The following is a 14,996-nucleotide window of genomic DNA, read 5'->3' as shown; positions in this document are numbered from 1 at the left end:
CTCTACACTTATACGAAATGGCACGCGACGTAATGCCCTCCGCCAACGTCACGGAATTCCGGTACCCGCTGCTTGCACTCGGCCGTGGCGAACGGACATCGGGTATGAAACTTGCAGCCGGAAGGCGGATTGGCCGGGCTCGGAATGTCCCCTTTCAGAATAATCCGCTCCCGCTTCAGGCGAGGAATCGGCAGGGGCACAGCCGACAGCAATGCCTTGGTATAAGGATGAAGCGGATGTCCGAACAACTCGTCCCGCGAGGCCATTTCGACCATCCCGCCCAAATACATGACCCCAACCTGTGTGCAAAGCTGCTCCACCACGCTCAAATCATGGGAGATAAACAGATACGTTAACCCACGTGTCTCCTGCAACTTGCGAAACAGGTTGATGATCTGCGCCTGAATGGACACATCCAATGCGGACACCGGTTCGTCAGCGATCATCAGCTCGGGATTCAGAATCAGCGCCCGCGCGATCCCAATCCGTTGGCGCTGCCCGCCGGAGAACTCGTGCGGGTAACGATCGATATGATAGGAGGATAACCCGCACGAAGCCAGCACCTCCTGCACCCGGTCACGAATCTCCCCCTTCGGCAGCAACCCATGATCAAGCAAAGCTTCGCCGATCGCGTCACCAACCCGAATCCGGGGATTCAAGGAACCATAAGGATCCTGAAAAATCATTTGCAGCTTCGGTCTCAAGCGGCGCAGTTCTTCCTCCGGTAACGTGTAAAGATCCGTGCCTTTGAACAGGATGTCGCCGTCCGTTTTCTCCGTCAAGCGGACGATGCTGCGGCCGACCGTACTCTTACCGCTGCCCGATTCCCCAACCAAACCAAAGGTTTCCCCGGGCTGAATCGTGAGGCTGATGTCGTCTACCGCTTTCACCTGTCCCGTTGTCCGTTGCAAGAGCCCCGTCTTGACCGGAAAATATTTCTTCAAATGCCGTACTGTAAGCAGCGGCTCACCCATGGCGTTTCTCCTCCTCATACAGCCAGCAAGCTGCTTTCTGACCGCCTCCTACCGACTTCAACGCCGGCTCATTCGTCCGGCAAATCTCCATACAATGCGCGCAGCGGTCCTGGAAATAACACGAAGGCTGCAATTCCAGCAGATTCGGCACTTGTCCCGGGATCGAGAACAATTCACCCTGACGCTGGCCCAGCACTGGCTTCGATTTCAACAAACCTTGCGTGTAAGGATGCTTCGGCGATTCGAACAGAGCGGTCACTTCCCCCTCCTCAACGACTTTACCGGCATACATCACCACGACGTAATCGGCCATTTCGGCGACGACGCCAAGATCATGGGTGATCAGCAGAATCGACATATCCGATTCCGCCTTGATTTGCCGCAGCATATCGAGGATCTGCGCCTGAATCGTTACGTCGAGCGCGGTGGTTGGTTCGTCCGCGATCAGCAGTTTCGGCTGGCAGGAGATCGCAATGGCGATCATAATCCGCTGCAGCATCCCGCCGCTTAGCTCGTGCGGATAACTCTTCATGATCTGCTCCGGCCGGGAGATTCCTACCTGCTCGATCAATTCTAAAGCGCGTTTGCGGGCCTCCTTCTTGCTCAACTTCAAGTGAAGCCCCATCGGCTCAATCAACTGTTCCCCGATCGTCAGCACCGGATTCAGCGAAGACATGGGTTCCTGAAAAATCATCGCGATTTCATGGCCGCGAATGGCGCGCAGATGGTTTTTATCTAAGGATAACAATTCGGTATCTCCAAATTGGATTTGCCCGCCGATCTCCACCCCAGGGCCGCTTTGCAGCAATCCCATGATCGACATTGCGGTTACGCTTTTGCCGCAGCCCGACTCCCCAACGATACAAACCGTTTCCCCGGGCTTAATCCGCAGGCTCACTTCGTCAACCGCTTTGATCCGTCCCTCTTCTGTTTTGAAATGCGTGCTCAGCCGGTCTATCTCCAGCAAAGTCGACATCGTTTCTTCACCTACCTGTTCATTTTGGGGTCCAGCACGTCACGCAGGCCGTCGCCGAACAAGTTAATGGCGATAACGGTAGCGAAAATGGACAATCCCGGCGGAATCCATAACCAAGGATGCTCCTGAAAGTCGATCATATTGTTGGCGGCGTCAATCATATTGCCCCAGGTCGGCGTCGGCGGCATGACACCGAGTCCGAAGAAGCTGAGCACTGATTCACTTAAAATCGCCCCGCCAATATTCAAAGTGGCCATCACGATAATTAGAGGAACGAGGTTTGGCAGCAAGTGATGAACCAGTTTGCGCCGGTCGCGCAGCCCAAGTACCACAGCCGCCTGCATGAACTCTCGCTCCCGCAGGCTAAGCATCTGCCCGCGGATCATCCTCGCCAATCCCGGCCAGTTCACCAAGCTAAGCATGAGCATGACGATGTACATGCGGTAGTCGGTTGGTACCTTCCACTCCGACAGCAGAGCGCCGGAGATAAACAGCAGCGGCAGCCCGGGAATCGTTAATAGCAAATCGGCAAGCCGCATGATGACTTGGTCCACGATCCCACGGTAATATCCGGCGATTGCGCCAAGAAGTGTACCCAAGAAGACGGACAACACCATCGAGGCCAAGCCTACCGTCAACGAGATACGCCCCGCCTGTAGTACTCGGGTCAATACGTCACGTCCCAGCTTGTCGGTGCCTAGCCAATGCTGCCAGCTCGGCGGTTTGTTCATCAGTGACATTTGGATTTTGTTATCCGTATAGGGCGAGAACACCGGCCCCAAGAAGCAGGCAAGAAACATGAAGACCACTACTACAAATCCCAACATAGCAAGTTTATTGCGAAATAGCCGGCGCAGCGACTGCCGCCAAAGCGACGGCTTCTTGGCTGCAGCCGAAGGTACGGCCGCTTGGCCCGGCTGCGACAGCTTCCCTGATATCGAAGAATTCATTTATTTCTGCCCCCTATTACAACCGGACGCGCGGGTCGGCGATTTGGTACAGCAAATCCGACAACAGCGTTCCAATCACGGTCAAGATCGCAATTAGCATCGTGAATCCCATCAACAACGGGTAATCTCGAACGGAAAAAGAGGACATATACAGCTGCCCAATCCCCGGCCAGTTAAAGATCTTCTCGATGATCAACGAACCGCCAAATAACGCGGGCAGCTCAAAGCCCACCAGCGTGATCGCCGGAAGCAACGCGTTTCGCAACGCATGGCGGTAGAGCACTTTACTCTCCTTCAGCCCCTTAGCGCGGGCCGTTCGAATATAATCCTGCTTGATCACGTCGATCATGTTGGTCCGGAAATAACGGGTCAGCGAGCCAACGCCGAGAATGGTCATGACGATCACCGGCAAGGTCATATGGTGAATGACCTCCTTCACGTAGGCCAACCCGGTGGCGTTGCTCCCCGTTGTAATCATCCCGCCCGGCGGCAGCCATTTGAAATCAACAGCCAGGATCTTGATCAGGAACAAGCCGATGAAAAAGGACGGCAACGACATGGCAGCGAAGATCAGCACCAGCACCAGCGTGTCGAACCAGGAATATTGCTTGTAGGCAGAAATTACGCCGATGATGACAGCGATAAACCAGGTGAGGAACGTCGATACCGCGGCCAGCAGGAACGAGTTCCAGATATAATCGTTGAACAAAGCTAACACCGGCTTCTGTTGAGCCAGCGAATAGCCAAAATCGCCGTGAAACGCATTTTTAATCCAAACGGCGTACCGTTCCAGCACCGGCTTATTCAAGCCGTAGATCTCCCGCAGCTCGGCCTTGCGTTCCGGCGTCAGCTTGATGTTTCCACTGATGAAGTCGCCCGGCGTCAATGCGTACAAGCAGAAGATCAGGAGCGAGGCAGCCAGCAGGATCGCCGCCATATAGATCAATCGCTTGGTGATATAAGCACTCATCTCGTCGCACTCCTTAGACAAGCCGTCCCCCCGCATGCAGGGCACGCGAGGGGAACGGCTGATTTTTCGAAAATGAAGATTCTACTCTAGTGTCCAGTTCGGCAAACTGGAAGACAGGCCGGTGAACGGGCTGACTGACAGATTCTGGATGCGTCCGTTATAAGCATATACCGTCTTCTTGTAGTTGGTGAAGATGATCGGCAGTTCGTCGTTTAACAGTTGGAACAGCTCTTGATAGGTCGCCTTACGTTGTTCAATATCGCTGGTGCTTAGCGCTTTTTCATATAGTTCCTTCACCTTCGGATTGTCGTAACCCTTGATTTCCCCGTCAACGAACTGCAATACGCCGTCCGAAGGGTCGGCCAACATCGGCGTGGAGAAGGAAGCCATATCGTAGTCGCCGCCCTCTACCTTGGAGACCAACGCGTTGAAGTCTGCGAACACCTCCGGCTGGAAGTCGACGCCGATTGCGGCGAAGTTCTCTGTGGCAACGGCGATAAAAACATCGATCTGTGCGTTTTTGGAGCCGAGGAAATGGATGGTCAACTTCTTGCCGTCCTTCTCGCGGATACCGTCCGAACCTTTAGCCCAACCGGCTTCGTCCAGTAGTTGATTGGCTTTGTCCGGATCATAGTCATATTTGTTGATTCCTTCTTCCGTGTAGGCCCAGGAGATCGGCGAAGCCGGAATATTGGCGACCTCCCCGGCGCCCTGGTTCGCTTCGACATAGATGCTTTGGCGGTCCAGGCCATAAGTCAGCGCTTGGCGGACGCTCTTATCCTTAAGCGCTTCATGCTCCAAATTCAATTGCAGATAACCGTAGGTGCTTGGCGTGTAGGGCAGGATATTGACGAAGCCCATGCTTTTCAGCTTATCGATGTTCTCGGTCGTCGCGCTGAAGGAAGCGTAATCCACTTCGCCCGTCTCCAGGTACTGCCAGACGTCGCCTTCGGATGTTTTATAAATAAACTTCTCGGTTTTCGGTTTGCCTGCATAGTAATACGGATTGGCGACGTAACGCACCTCTTGCCCCGGAATGAATTTATCCAACACGTACGGTCCGTTGCCAACCGGCTTCTCGTGCAACTTCTTAATGTAGTCGAGTTGCCCGTACTTGTAATCCTTACCGTAGTATGCTTTAGACAAGACGTCACTGCCGAGCAGCACCAGCGCCGTCGCGTTCGGCTGCTCGAGCGTTACCGATACGGTCTGCGGATCTTTAACAGAGATGCCGGAGATACTGCTAGCCTTCCCTTCCTTATAAGCCTCGCCGCCAACAATATGTAGCGTTGGGATCTGAGAGTCCCCATCGTAAGCTTTGTCGTGGAGCAGCGTCCAGGTGAAAGCCACGTCGTCCGCGGTCATTGGCGAACCGTCGCTGAACTTCAAGTCCTTGCGCAAATGGTACGTATACGTCAGCTGATCCTCAGAAACCTCCCAGCTTTCGGCGAGGCCCGGCGTAGGCAACCCTTTGTCATCCACCGTCACTAGAGGGGTATACAGCAGCGACGATACGTTGCCATCATATCCACTCTGTTGGAAATATGGCGTGAACGCGCCGCTCGGGTCGGTCAAGCCAACGATAATGGTATCCGTGCGTCCTTTAGCGACCGCTGGCAATTTAGACATATCACTGGCTGGAGTGAACTCCAGCACACTCCCTGCCGCCGAGTTGGTGTTGCTCCCCTCGGCTGTATTCTGGCCGTTCCCAGACTGTGCCGATGCCGATTCCCCTCCCTGCGAGGTGTTGTTGCCTCCGTTCCCGCCGCAGGCGGCCAATACCAAAGCCCCGGACAATAATAAAGTCATCAATGCGGTCATTCGATTTCTCTTCATTAGTTTCACTCTCTCCCTCCGATTTGCCTTTTTTTAGGCGAAACCTTACAATAGACGTTAATTCCGATGAGATAAGTTGTATTTAATGCTCCTATTATACGAAAGGGTACCTGTTCTGTAAATAGAGAACTTATTAATCTTTCTTTATTCAGAGAATTAAACAATCATGACACCATAAAAAAAACGACCCCGCCGCCGTTCACACGGTGCGAAATCGTCTTTGCCAGACATCTCTGACGCTTATAAGTTTACGTTAACGATATAATCAACCAGTTTCCGATGTATCACGTCCAGCATTTCGGGTCGCAAGCTGTATTCGGACACCGTTTCCCCGTCGAAATGGGCTCTAAGGAAGCCCCCACTGCGGAGTTTAGACACATGATCATGTGTGATCCCCTTAGACAGCTTCAAATGACGGACGATTTCCGTGAACGTTCGGGGACCGCCGCTCAAATAACGCAGGATTTTTAACCGGCTCTGTTCAGCCAGCGCCCGGATCATACGGTATTCATGAGGAGGAAAATCCGTCTCGCCGCCCAGATAGATCCGAGCCGAATAATGGCATATCGTGATTTTACCAAAGTGATAAATGACGTTCATCGGTTGAAAATGGTATTGCGGGATCAGTAGCAGCTTCTCTAATCCCTCCTTTGGCATAAACGTCAACCCGTTCGTCGTTCGTTCAATGAATGACGCCGGTTCAACGATAGCCAGCTCGGCCTTCCGCTCCTCCGCTTCGGAACGCAAAGCGCCGATCACCCCCGGCTCTAGCTTACGGAAATACTGGTCGTGCCAGTCGGTTAACACCTTCAAAGTGCGGGAACGAAACTGCCCCATATCCTTCGGAAACTGTTGGGTGTACTCCGCCATCAACTCATACAGATCCCCCGGCGTCTTCGCTTCCAGCCAGGCCAGAAATTCCTCGGATGAAGACCCCTCCGGGGATAGATAGGAGAGCAAATATGTAGTTTTCCAATCGCCGTCAACTTCCATATCGCCAAGAACGGAGCCGAGATCTGGTGTGACCTGCTTTAGGGTGTCCTTCACCCAGGCCGGGGCCAGGTCGATCTTCTTATGCGATTTGCGGCATATCATCGTATGTAGACTACTGAGCAGCTCGTACCGGGGTTCAAATGCAATGTCCACGCGGTAATCCAAATTCTCACGCCCCTTTCTCTCCTCCTATTATAACGTGCTCCCCCCCGGTTCAGGCAAAACAAGAATTTTACGCAAAAAAAGAACCTGAGGCTCTCACCTCAAGTTCTCTACTAACTCACCGTTCGCGGTCGCTCCAGGCGGCTGATGCCGGGGATGTGCAGCGTGGACCACTCGGGACGCAGGTGGTCAACGTTGGCGACGACCACCGTCATATCGTCGTGGATGACGTTCTTCTGATACCGGATCACCGACTCCAGCAGGCAATCCGCGATTTCTTGCGGCTCCTCCGCCTGGATCTCCTGAATCAGACGCTTGATCCACAGTTCTTTGTTAACCGCGGGTCCCGGCGCATCATAAATGCCATCCGTCATCATGATGAGCGTATCCCCCGGATACAGTTGGACGGACACCAGATCAACCTCGATATCTTGGATGATGCCAATCGGCAGATTGCTGGCCGTGACCGGGATGACCTCCTGGCCTCGTTTGATGAAGCTTGGCGAAGAGCCGATCTTCATAAACGTCGTTCGCGCAGTATACTGATCGATCAGCGCCATGTCGACCGTTGCATACACCTCATCCGGCGAACGCAGCATCAATATCGAGTTAACCGATTTGATCGCAAGGGTCTCCTCCATGCCGGATTGCAGCAGTTGCTCAAGAATGTTCAGCGCCGTGCTGCTCTCGAGCCGCGCCCGCTCCCCGTTGCCCATACCATCGCTGATCGCCACGGCAAACGTGCCGTTGCCAAGCTCCTTGGCGCTGAAGCTGTCGCCCGAGAGCATGTCCCCGCCTTTGGCGGTGCCAGCGACCCCCGTCGTGATTTCAAACGCCTTGGCGGAGCCAAAGGATACGGTCGACAGGCCCTCTTTGCCGCCATGCAGCGTTTCGTTCATGACGGCGATATGCTCGCCCAAAATATCCGACAGAAGCGGGGCGATAATCTTCCGGCATTCGTCAAAACCTCGAGTGTACGCATGCACGATTTCAATCTCCACATTCCCGTGATCCAGATTGACGATGTCGATGCTATGGATGGACAAGCCCATTTTCTCTAATGCCTCGCGGATTTGTTCCTCCTGCTTGTACATGGCTTGTCCTTCGCGCTGGATTTCCCGGGCCAGGTCCTCCATGACTTGCGAGACGCCTGATAGCTGCTCAGCCACCAGCTGGCGGCTGTCGTAGATTTGCCGTTTCCAATGCATATCATGTTGATACAGATCGTATTCGTGCTTCATAATGTCCAGCACCTGGTCGGTTTTCGAGCATAGCTTGCCCCACCTTGCAGGGAACTCACTTACGGTGATGTCCGGCTTCTCCTCGATCGCCGTCATCATCTCCGTCATCAGTTTGTACGTTTGATAGAATCGCCCATCCCAGCATGTGTTCTTACGGAAGCAGGTTGCGCAAGCGCCTTCAGTTACCGCGTTCATGAAATGGTCGATCTCCTCGCCGCGCTTAGCGATTTCCCCGGTGCTGGACACCTGTCCGAAGCTGCGCGCCAGTTGCTTGAAGACTTGGGAGAACTGCGCCACCCGACCGGCCGTAATGTCACGAACCCGTTTGGCATATTCATGTTGTGTCTTGGCATGCTCCTGCGTGCCGGGTACGTATTTGGCAATGACTTGGACCGTTTTTTTGGGAGTCAACAGAAAGAGTAGAACTGCAGCGCAGCTCTCCCAAGTGGAGGACATCACGTCCGCCGGACCCGCGATGTAGATCGACAGAATGGACGAGCCCAGCAGCATCCCGAAGCCCACCGCCCATTTGCGCCCTTCCCGAAGCATCCCGGCTAGCATCCCAGAGAACGCCAGCAAACTCATTTGGTAGAGGGCTGACGTGTCCGCCAGGCTGAGGATCAATCCGGTAATCACGCCAACCGATGCCCCCAATGGTGCACCGCCCGCTAAAGCAAACAGCAGGATCAGGTATCTCGACAGCACATGCTCAGCCGATAACCCTTGAATCTCCCACCCGACCGTTCCGGTCATAACCGAAGCCAGCAGGATAACCAGGCATAAAATTTCTTCACCGCGCAGCTGGTAATGCTTCTTCCGGTATGTAAACACCGGGATCGCTTGAATGAATACCAAGGTTAAGACAAAGCTCAGCAGCGCGTCCATGACGGTCATCGCCAACGCGTACCAAGTCAGCGAAGGGCCGATCACTGCCCCGAACATCCCAACGAAAAACGTGCTCGTGAACACCATAATCGGAGCATAGGAGAGATCCGCCCGTTCAAACGTCTCCAGCCCCTTTTGCAGCAAATAGAAGATCAGCAGCTCCACGGCAATCTCCACGGCATGGAGATGCGCATCCGGCGTCAACATCGCTCCTGCCACCATCACCGCGCTTGCGATCCAGGCGATGTCTCGCCGCATAAACAGGATGACCGCGAAGAATGCGACCGCAAACGGGGCCAGCTCGTCCAATATTGTCGCACGCCCCAGCAGGAAGCTCATCACGAGGAGCAATCCGTTCCATTTGTTAACCGCGAACAGCCGCCCGGCCCGCCGGATGACCGGTTGGTCCAGCAATAGGCTCCGCCACGATCCCTTGTCCCATGACTTCGCCTTTCTCATCCCTGGAAACAGGGTGACATTCCACTTATTCAACATCCTGGCACCGCCTTTTCCAAATTAGTAAGGTATGTCCCATTATAGGAGGCTAGAACCGGAAAGTTTGTCAGATACCGGAGCAGGGGCCAAAGAAATTTCCGACAAATTGAGAGGGGACGCCGACAGGGCGCGAATGCATGCCCCCCATAGCGATGGGGCACGTTAGGGGTTTTTATGTTCGCATCGAAGATCACGGGCGTTGTTAGCGAAAGACGGCCGTACGGAGGCGCTCCTCGTAAAAAACCGTAAGAACCTGTCGGCAAAAAGCCCGGAGGCGACAAAAGATGCTTCAGAGAAAGTTCAAAAAGTCATCTTTTGAAGATTTCATTAACTTTTTCAGTCGCTAAACAAAACAAAAAACCGCAGGCGAGCGAACCGCCTACGGTGGGTTTGATTATTCATTTTCAGGGATTACATTCGTTTGGCTCCGCGTCCTCCGCGTTTGCCTTCCGTATTCTTCTTGAGCGAAGAAATGCGCTCCTCGCTATCCTTCAGGAAACGAGAAACTTTGTCCTCAAAAGAAGCTTTGTTGGCTGGGGGCTTGAAAGAACGTCCTCCCCGGTCTCGGTTAAATCCGCCGCCCGGACGGTCTCCGTCTCTTCCGCTTGGCCGGTCCGGTCTCGGTGCGCGAGGCGGTCTGGCTTCGGCCGGTTTGTCAACAGCCTGCTTGATGGAAAGTCCGATCTTGCCGTCCTTATCGACGTTAATTACCTTGACGGTAACCGTATCGCCGATCTTCAGATGATCGTTGACGTCTTTCACGTAATTGTCGGCGATCTCCGAAATGTGAACGAGACCCGTGACACCTCCTGACAGATCCACAAATGCTCCGAAATGCGTGATGCCTGTCACTTTTCCTTCTAACTTGGTGCCCACTTCAATTGCCATAAAATAAAATGATCCTCCCTTAAAAATATACAGCCAGGCCTCGAAATCATGACTGCGGTGATTTGATTATACCGAATGACTGATACAAGGTCAACAGACGGATGTCCCGTCAACCCGCATGGGGTCAGTCATTTCCGGCTTCAGACTCGGATACCCGGACCGGGATCTCGCCCGGTTTGTATAGACCATATTTCTTCATGGCAATTTGTCCGATGTACTCGGGGTCGTTCAGTCGGTTAATTTCATATTTGAGCTGGTTCAAGTTCTGCTCACTGGTCGTCTTGGCGGCTTGCCGTTCCGCCAGTTGCTGTGATTTGCCGCCAATGTCCCCAGCTTGGGAAATAAACGTGTACCCGGCCCAGCCTAAGAACAAGACCATGAATCCCATCCAGAGCCGCAGCCTGCGCTTCGCGAAAGCAGATCCGTTTCCGGAGGACTGACTTGGGTTCGATGTTTTCGGATTTGTGGACACTTCGCGCATCAGGGCACCTCCCAGCATTTATTCCTTGTTAAACCAGCGTAATAGACGCAAAACTCGCTCCCACCACACAGCAGCCCAGCGCCGGATCTTGTCCCATCCTTGCGGAACCCGAAGCCTTGTCCATATAGGTCTTAATGCCCATACAAACAACCTCCAAATCGGCAACAAGGTCACCCGGCCCATGAACAGCAGCACGATCCAAATGAATCCGAGCAAGATACGGACCACTTTGACCAGCCATCGTAACGGAGCGATGATAAAAATCCCGATCATACGTATGATAAAGCGATAAATAGAGTTAACTATCCTCATTAACATTAACACAAAACGCTCCGTGATAACACTGAGGAACAAAAAATAAATCCAAATGCCTAGAAACAGGCCTAAGAAAACATAGAACCGAAGTTCCCCATGGTTGCTGTGGTACAACGTGCGGAAAACGAACAAAGCAGCAGCCAACCAATAGAGCAAATCGAGGGTATGGACGCTCCAGCGGGGAAACCGGAGTTGTCCCGAGACGACACGATAGCTGTCAAAGGCGATGCCCATGATCCCCCCGGAGGCCAGCATCCAGAGCAGGGTCGCCCATTGCGTCTCCAAATTCATCGGAACAACTTGCCGAGCAGGCCCTTACCGGACGAATTCGATCCCGGATCCAAATACGAAAGCGAGTTCACTAAACCCTCAATGCTGACCAGCCCCTGCTCCAGGTTCAGGTTTTTGATATGTAAATTCTGCCCGCGTATCGTCAAATGCCCAAGCTCGGTCTGTAGCAAGAACTCCTCGCTGTCGAAACTTTCCACATTGAGAACTCCCGAAATGTCCAGCAGCTTGCGGTTTAACAGATGAAGCTCCTGATGCTTAGCTTTATTTGGTTCGACCATGGCATGTACCCCTCCTTCATATCCCTAGCTTATGGACGAAAAATCGGCTTTAGAACAAGTTCCTTTCGGCCAATAACGTGATCTTCTTTACTGTTGTTCGGAACCGCTTTCAACTACGATGAAGTGGAAGAGATTTACATCCGTAGTTGGAGGCGAATTAGTATGAGTCCTGCATTTTCGAGAGGTCCCGATTCGCATGAAAAATACCGCCGAGAGACCGATACGCTAGGGAGCAAGGATCTCCCGGCAGAGGTCTACTACGGCATTCATACGGCGCGGGCGATGGAGAATTTTCCGGTCAGCGGGCGTCCGGCTCATCCCCGGCTGATCGAAGCGATCGCTGTGGTCAAGAAAGCGGCTGCGCAGGTCAACCGCAAGCTGGGCTTGATCCCCGCAGAGGTAGCAGGGGCGATTGGGTCGGCGTGCGACGAGATTATCGGCGGTGCCTTGGCGGATCAGTTTGTCGTCGATGCCTTGCAAGGCGGCGCGGGGACATCCACTCATATGAACGTCAACGAGGTGGTCGCCAACCTAGCGATCGAACGGCTTGGCGGGTCCAAGGGTGACTATCAGCTCGTCCATCCCCTAGACCACGTTAACCGCTGCCAATCGACCAACGACGTGTACCCTACGGCGCTGCGGATTGCGGCGATCCGGCTGCTGCGCCCGCTCAGCGAAGCTTATGCCTCCCTGCAGGAGGCGCTGCAGGAGAAGGAGCAGGAATTCGCTGACGTGATGAAGTTGGGGCGCACGCAGCTGATGGATGCCCTGCCGATGATGGCCGGTCAGGGGTTTGGCGCTTACGCCAAAGCGGTCGCCCGCGACCGGTGGCGGTTGTACAAAGCCGAGGAGCGGCTACGCGAGATTCATCTCGGCGGCACGGCGATCGGCACCGGGTTGGACGCGCCCAAGGCCTACGTCTTCCAGGTGACCGACACGCTGCAGGAGTTGACCGGGCTCGGCCTGGCGCGCAGCGAATTTCCTATGGACGGGACGCAGAACATGGACGTCTTCGTCGAAGTCTCCGGACTGCTGAAAGCGGCAGCCGTGACGCTGTTGAAGATCGCCGGCGACCTGCGGTTGCTGGCGTCCGGCCCCGCCGGGGGCATCGGCGAATACACGTTGCCCGCCGTCCAGGCCGGCTCGTCGATCATGCCGGGTAAAGTGAACCCGGTCATGGCGGAAATGGCCGGCCAGACGGCCATGCGGGTGATCGCGAACGACGCCGCGATCACTTGGGCCGCCGCCGGCGGCCAGCTCGAACTGAACGCGTTTGGCCCGCTGATCGCCGATTCCCTGCTGGAATCGCTCGAGATCCTGGGGCGGGCCGTTCCGCTGTTCGAGCAACGCTGCATTCGCGGCATCGCCGTCAACGAGACGGCCTGCCGCGAGCATCTGCGGCGCTCCACCGTGCTGGCCACCGCGCTGGTTCCGCATCTCGGCTACGAGGCGGCCGCCGAGATTGCCGGGATTGCCCGGCGCGAGGGGCTGTCGGTGGAGCATGTCGCCGTCGACGGCGGCTGGCTCACCGCCGAGCGCGCCGCCGCCATCCTGAATCCGCTGCAAGTGACGAAGCCGGGCATCCCCGGCGAATAGAAGGGGGAACGCGAGATGAGCCTAAACGCAACGCCGCGCGGAGAGCGGACGCATATCGCCGTTTTCGGCCGGACGAATGTGGGGAAATCGAGCGTGGTCAACGCTTTGACCGGGCAGGAGATCGCCGTGGTCTCGCCGGTGCGGGGGACGACCACCGATCCAGTGTACAAAGCGATGGAGCTGCTACCTTTGGGGCCGGTGGTGCTGATCGACACCGCGGGTCTGGACGACGAAGGAACGCTGGGCGAGCTGCGGAAGCAAAAAACGCGGGAGCTGATCCACCGTACCGACCTAGCCTTGTTGGTGATCGACGCTATGACGGGGCCCGACGACTTTTACCGGGAGCTGCTGGCCGAGTTGAGGCAGCGGAACATCCCGGTTGTGGGCGTGCTGAACAAGGTCGATGCGCTCTTGGATGCAGACGCGGGGGCTGCGCTTGTTGATACGAAGGCGCAGCTGGGCCTGCCGGAATGCGTGGCGTTCAGCGCCCTGGACGGCCGCGGTATCCCCGAGCTGAAGCGGGCGATCGTGGCGGCCCTTCCGCACGAGGAGGAGCGCTTCCGGCTCGTCGGCGGCCTTGTCGCGCCGGGCGATCTCGTCGTGCTGGTCGTGCCGATTGACAAAGCCGCGCCCAAGGGCCGGCTGATTCTGCCGCAGCAGCAGACGATCCGCGACCTGCTCGAGAGCGACGCCATCGCCGTCGTGACGAAGGAGCACGAGCTCAGGGCGACGCTGGAGCGGCTCGGAACGAGGCCGCGGCTCGTCGTCACTGACTCGCAGGTCTTCCTCAAGGTTGCCGCCGACACGCCGAGGGACGTGCCCCTGACCTCGTTCTCCATCCTGTTCGCCCGGCATAAAGGCGACTTAAATGAGCTGGTCCGGGGCGCACGGGCCATTGATCGGCTCAAGGACGGGGATCGTGTCCTGATCGCAGAGGCCTGTACGCACCATCAACAATCCGACGACATCGGCACTGTCAAAATCCCACGCTGGTTACGCCAGGCCACAGGCAAGCAGCTGCACATCGAGCATGTCTCCGGCTACTCCTACCCGCCGGACCTGGCCCGCTACGCAATGATCGTGCATTGCGGCGCCTGCATGCTCAACCGCCGCGCGATGCTGCATCGCCTAGGCGAAGCCCAAGCGGCCGGCGTCCCGATCGTCAACTACGGCTTGCTGATCGCCTACCTTCACGGCGTGTTCCCCCGTGCCATCGAGCTCTTCCCCTCCGCCATGATGGCGTGGGAGGAAGCGGCCCAGGAGCATCAGTGAGGGAACTCGGGGAAAGCAGCGAGCCGAAACTCTAACGCTTGTCAGCAACGCTATTTGTCCCAAAATAGGGGATTTCAGAATCTAGCGCTTATGAGAGAGCTTATTTGCCTGTTTCTCCTCTTAAAAGAGGCGATTCTACCCAAATAAGCTCGCTGGCAAGCGTTAGAAATGAAATCTCCCTTGTTTAGCGCCAATAAGCGTTCTGGCAAGCGTTAGCCTGGGGTTGTGCGAATACGGTGAGCTCCCCGTGCAATGGGCAAGTGGAAATGGGGTTGGCTAATGGATTAGGGTTGGCCAGCAGGCGGAATGGCAGTTGGGATGTTGGCGAGATGGCCAGCGGGCGAGATAGGGGTAGGATGTCAGACGACGGGTCATCCTATCGACGCCAAAAAA

At 55.4% G+C, this 14,996-nt stretch carries 13 protein-coding genes; 2 read left to right on the top strand and 11 right to left on the bottom strand.

Annotation, left to right across the window (positions count from 1 at the left end; all coding sequences use genetic code 11):
- Positions 1–8: 8 nt before the first annotated feature.
- The 11 genes from IM700_RS21755 to yabP form a co-directional block, all read right to left on the bottom strand.
- Positions 9–974, bottom strand: a complete 966-nt coding sequence (locus IM700_RS21755) for an ABC transporter ATP-binding protein (protein ID WP_193418988.1) — start codon at positions 972–974, stop codon at positions 9–11.
- Entirely contained in the window at positions 967–1,950 is a 984-nt protein-coding gene (locus tag IM700_RS21750) for an ABC transporter ATP-binding protein (RefSeq protein WP_155608089.1), read from the bottom strand. The genes IM700_RS21755 and IM700_RS21750 overlap by 8 nt, the downstream gene beginning before the upstream one ends.
- A gap of 11 nt (positions 1,951–1,961) precedes the next feature.
- Positions 1,962–2,900, bottom strand: a complete 939-nt coding sequence (gene opp4C / locus IM700_RS21745; protein ID WP_239484126.1) for an oligopeptide ABC transporter permease — start codon at positions 2,898–2,900, stop codon at positions 1,962–1,964.
- A gap of 16 nt (positions 2,901–2,916) precedes the next feature.
- Positions 2,917–3,870 (bottom strand): ABC transporter permease, encoded by a 954-nt coding sequence (locus IM700_RS21740; protein WP_193418987.1) that lies wholly within the window; start codon positions 3,868–3,870, stop codon positions 2,917–2,919.
- A gap of 81 nt (positions 3,871–3,951) precedes the next feature.
- Positions 3,952–5,706, bottom strand: coding sequence for an ABC transporter substrate-binding protein (locus IM700_RS21735; RefSeq protein ID WP_155608087.1), 1,755 nt, complete (start codon positions 5,704–5,706; stop codon positions 3,952–3,954).
- 240 nt (positions 5,707–5,946) lie between these two features.
- On the bottom strand, positions 5,947–6,864 hold the full coding sequence (locus IM700_RS21730; protein WP_193418986.1) for an ArsR/SmtB family transcription factor: 918 nt from the start codon (positions 6,862–6,864) through the stop codon (positions 5,947–5,949).
- Positions 6,865–6,974: 110 nt separating this feature from the next.
- Positions 6,975–9,482 carry a stage II sporulation protein E gene (spoIIE, locus tag IM700_RS21725; RefSeq protein ID WP_193418985.1) on the bottom strand — a complete coding sequence of 836 codons (2,508 nt, stop codon included), beginning with the start codon at positions 9,480–9,482 and terminating at the stop codon, positions 6,975–6,977.
- 411 nt (positions 9,483–9,893) lie between these two features.
- A complete protein-coding gene (locus tag IM700_RS21720; RefSeq protein ID WP_059040379.1) occupies positions 9,894–10,370 on the bottom strand; it encodes a S1 domain-containing RNA-binding protein in 477 nt (158 codons plus the stop codon).
- Between the two features lie 124 nt (positions 10,371–10,494).
- Entirely contained in the window at positions 10,495–10,851 is a 357-nt protein-coding gene (locus IM700_RS21715) for an FtsB family cell division protein (RefSeq protein WP_193418984.1), read from the bottom strand.
- An 18-nt stretch (positions 10,852–10,869) separates the two neighbouring features.
- A complete protein-coding gene (gene yabQ / locus IM700_RS21710; protein WP_193418983.1) occupies positions 10,870–11,457 on the bottom strand; it encodes a spore cortex biosynthesis protein YabQ in 588 nt (195 codons plus the stop codon).
- A complete protein-coding gene (gene yabP, locus IM700_RS21705; RefSeq protein WP_155608082.1) occupies positions 11,454–11,735 on the bottom strand; it encodes a sporulation protein YabP in 282 nt (93 codons plus the stop codon). The genes yabQ and yabP overlap by 4 nt, the downstream gene beginning before the upstream one ends.
- 162 nt (positions 11,736–11,897) lie before the next feature.
- On the opposite strand from yabP, the gene IM700_RS21700 reads away from it, so the two are divergent.
- Both IM700_RS21700 and hydF read left to right on the top strand, forming a co-directional pair.
- Entirely contained in the window at positions 11,898–13,331 is a 1,434-nt protein-coding gene (locus IM700_RS21700) for an aspartate ammonia-lyase (protein ID WP_193418982.1), read from the top strand.
- A 15-nt stretch (positions 13,332–13,346) separates the two neighbouring features.
- Positions 13,347–14,603 carry a [FeFe] hydrogenase H-cluster maturation GTPase HydF gene (gene hydF, locus IM700_RS21695; protein ID WP_193418979.1) on the top strand — a complete coding sequence of 419 codons (1,257 nt, stop codon included), beginning with the start codon at positions 13,347–13,349 and terminating at the stop codon, positions 14,601–14,603.
- Positions 14,604–14,996 lie beyond the last annotated feature (393 nt).

This window comes from Paenibacillus rhizolycopersici (genome assembly GCF_014947195.2).
Classification (GTDB): Bacteria; Bacillota; Bacilli; order Paenibacillales; family Paenibacillaceae; genus Fontibacillus; species Fontibacillus rhizolycopersici.
This window is presented reverse-complemented; position numbering and strand designations above follow the sequence as displayed.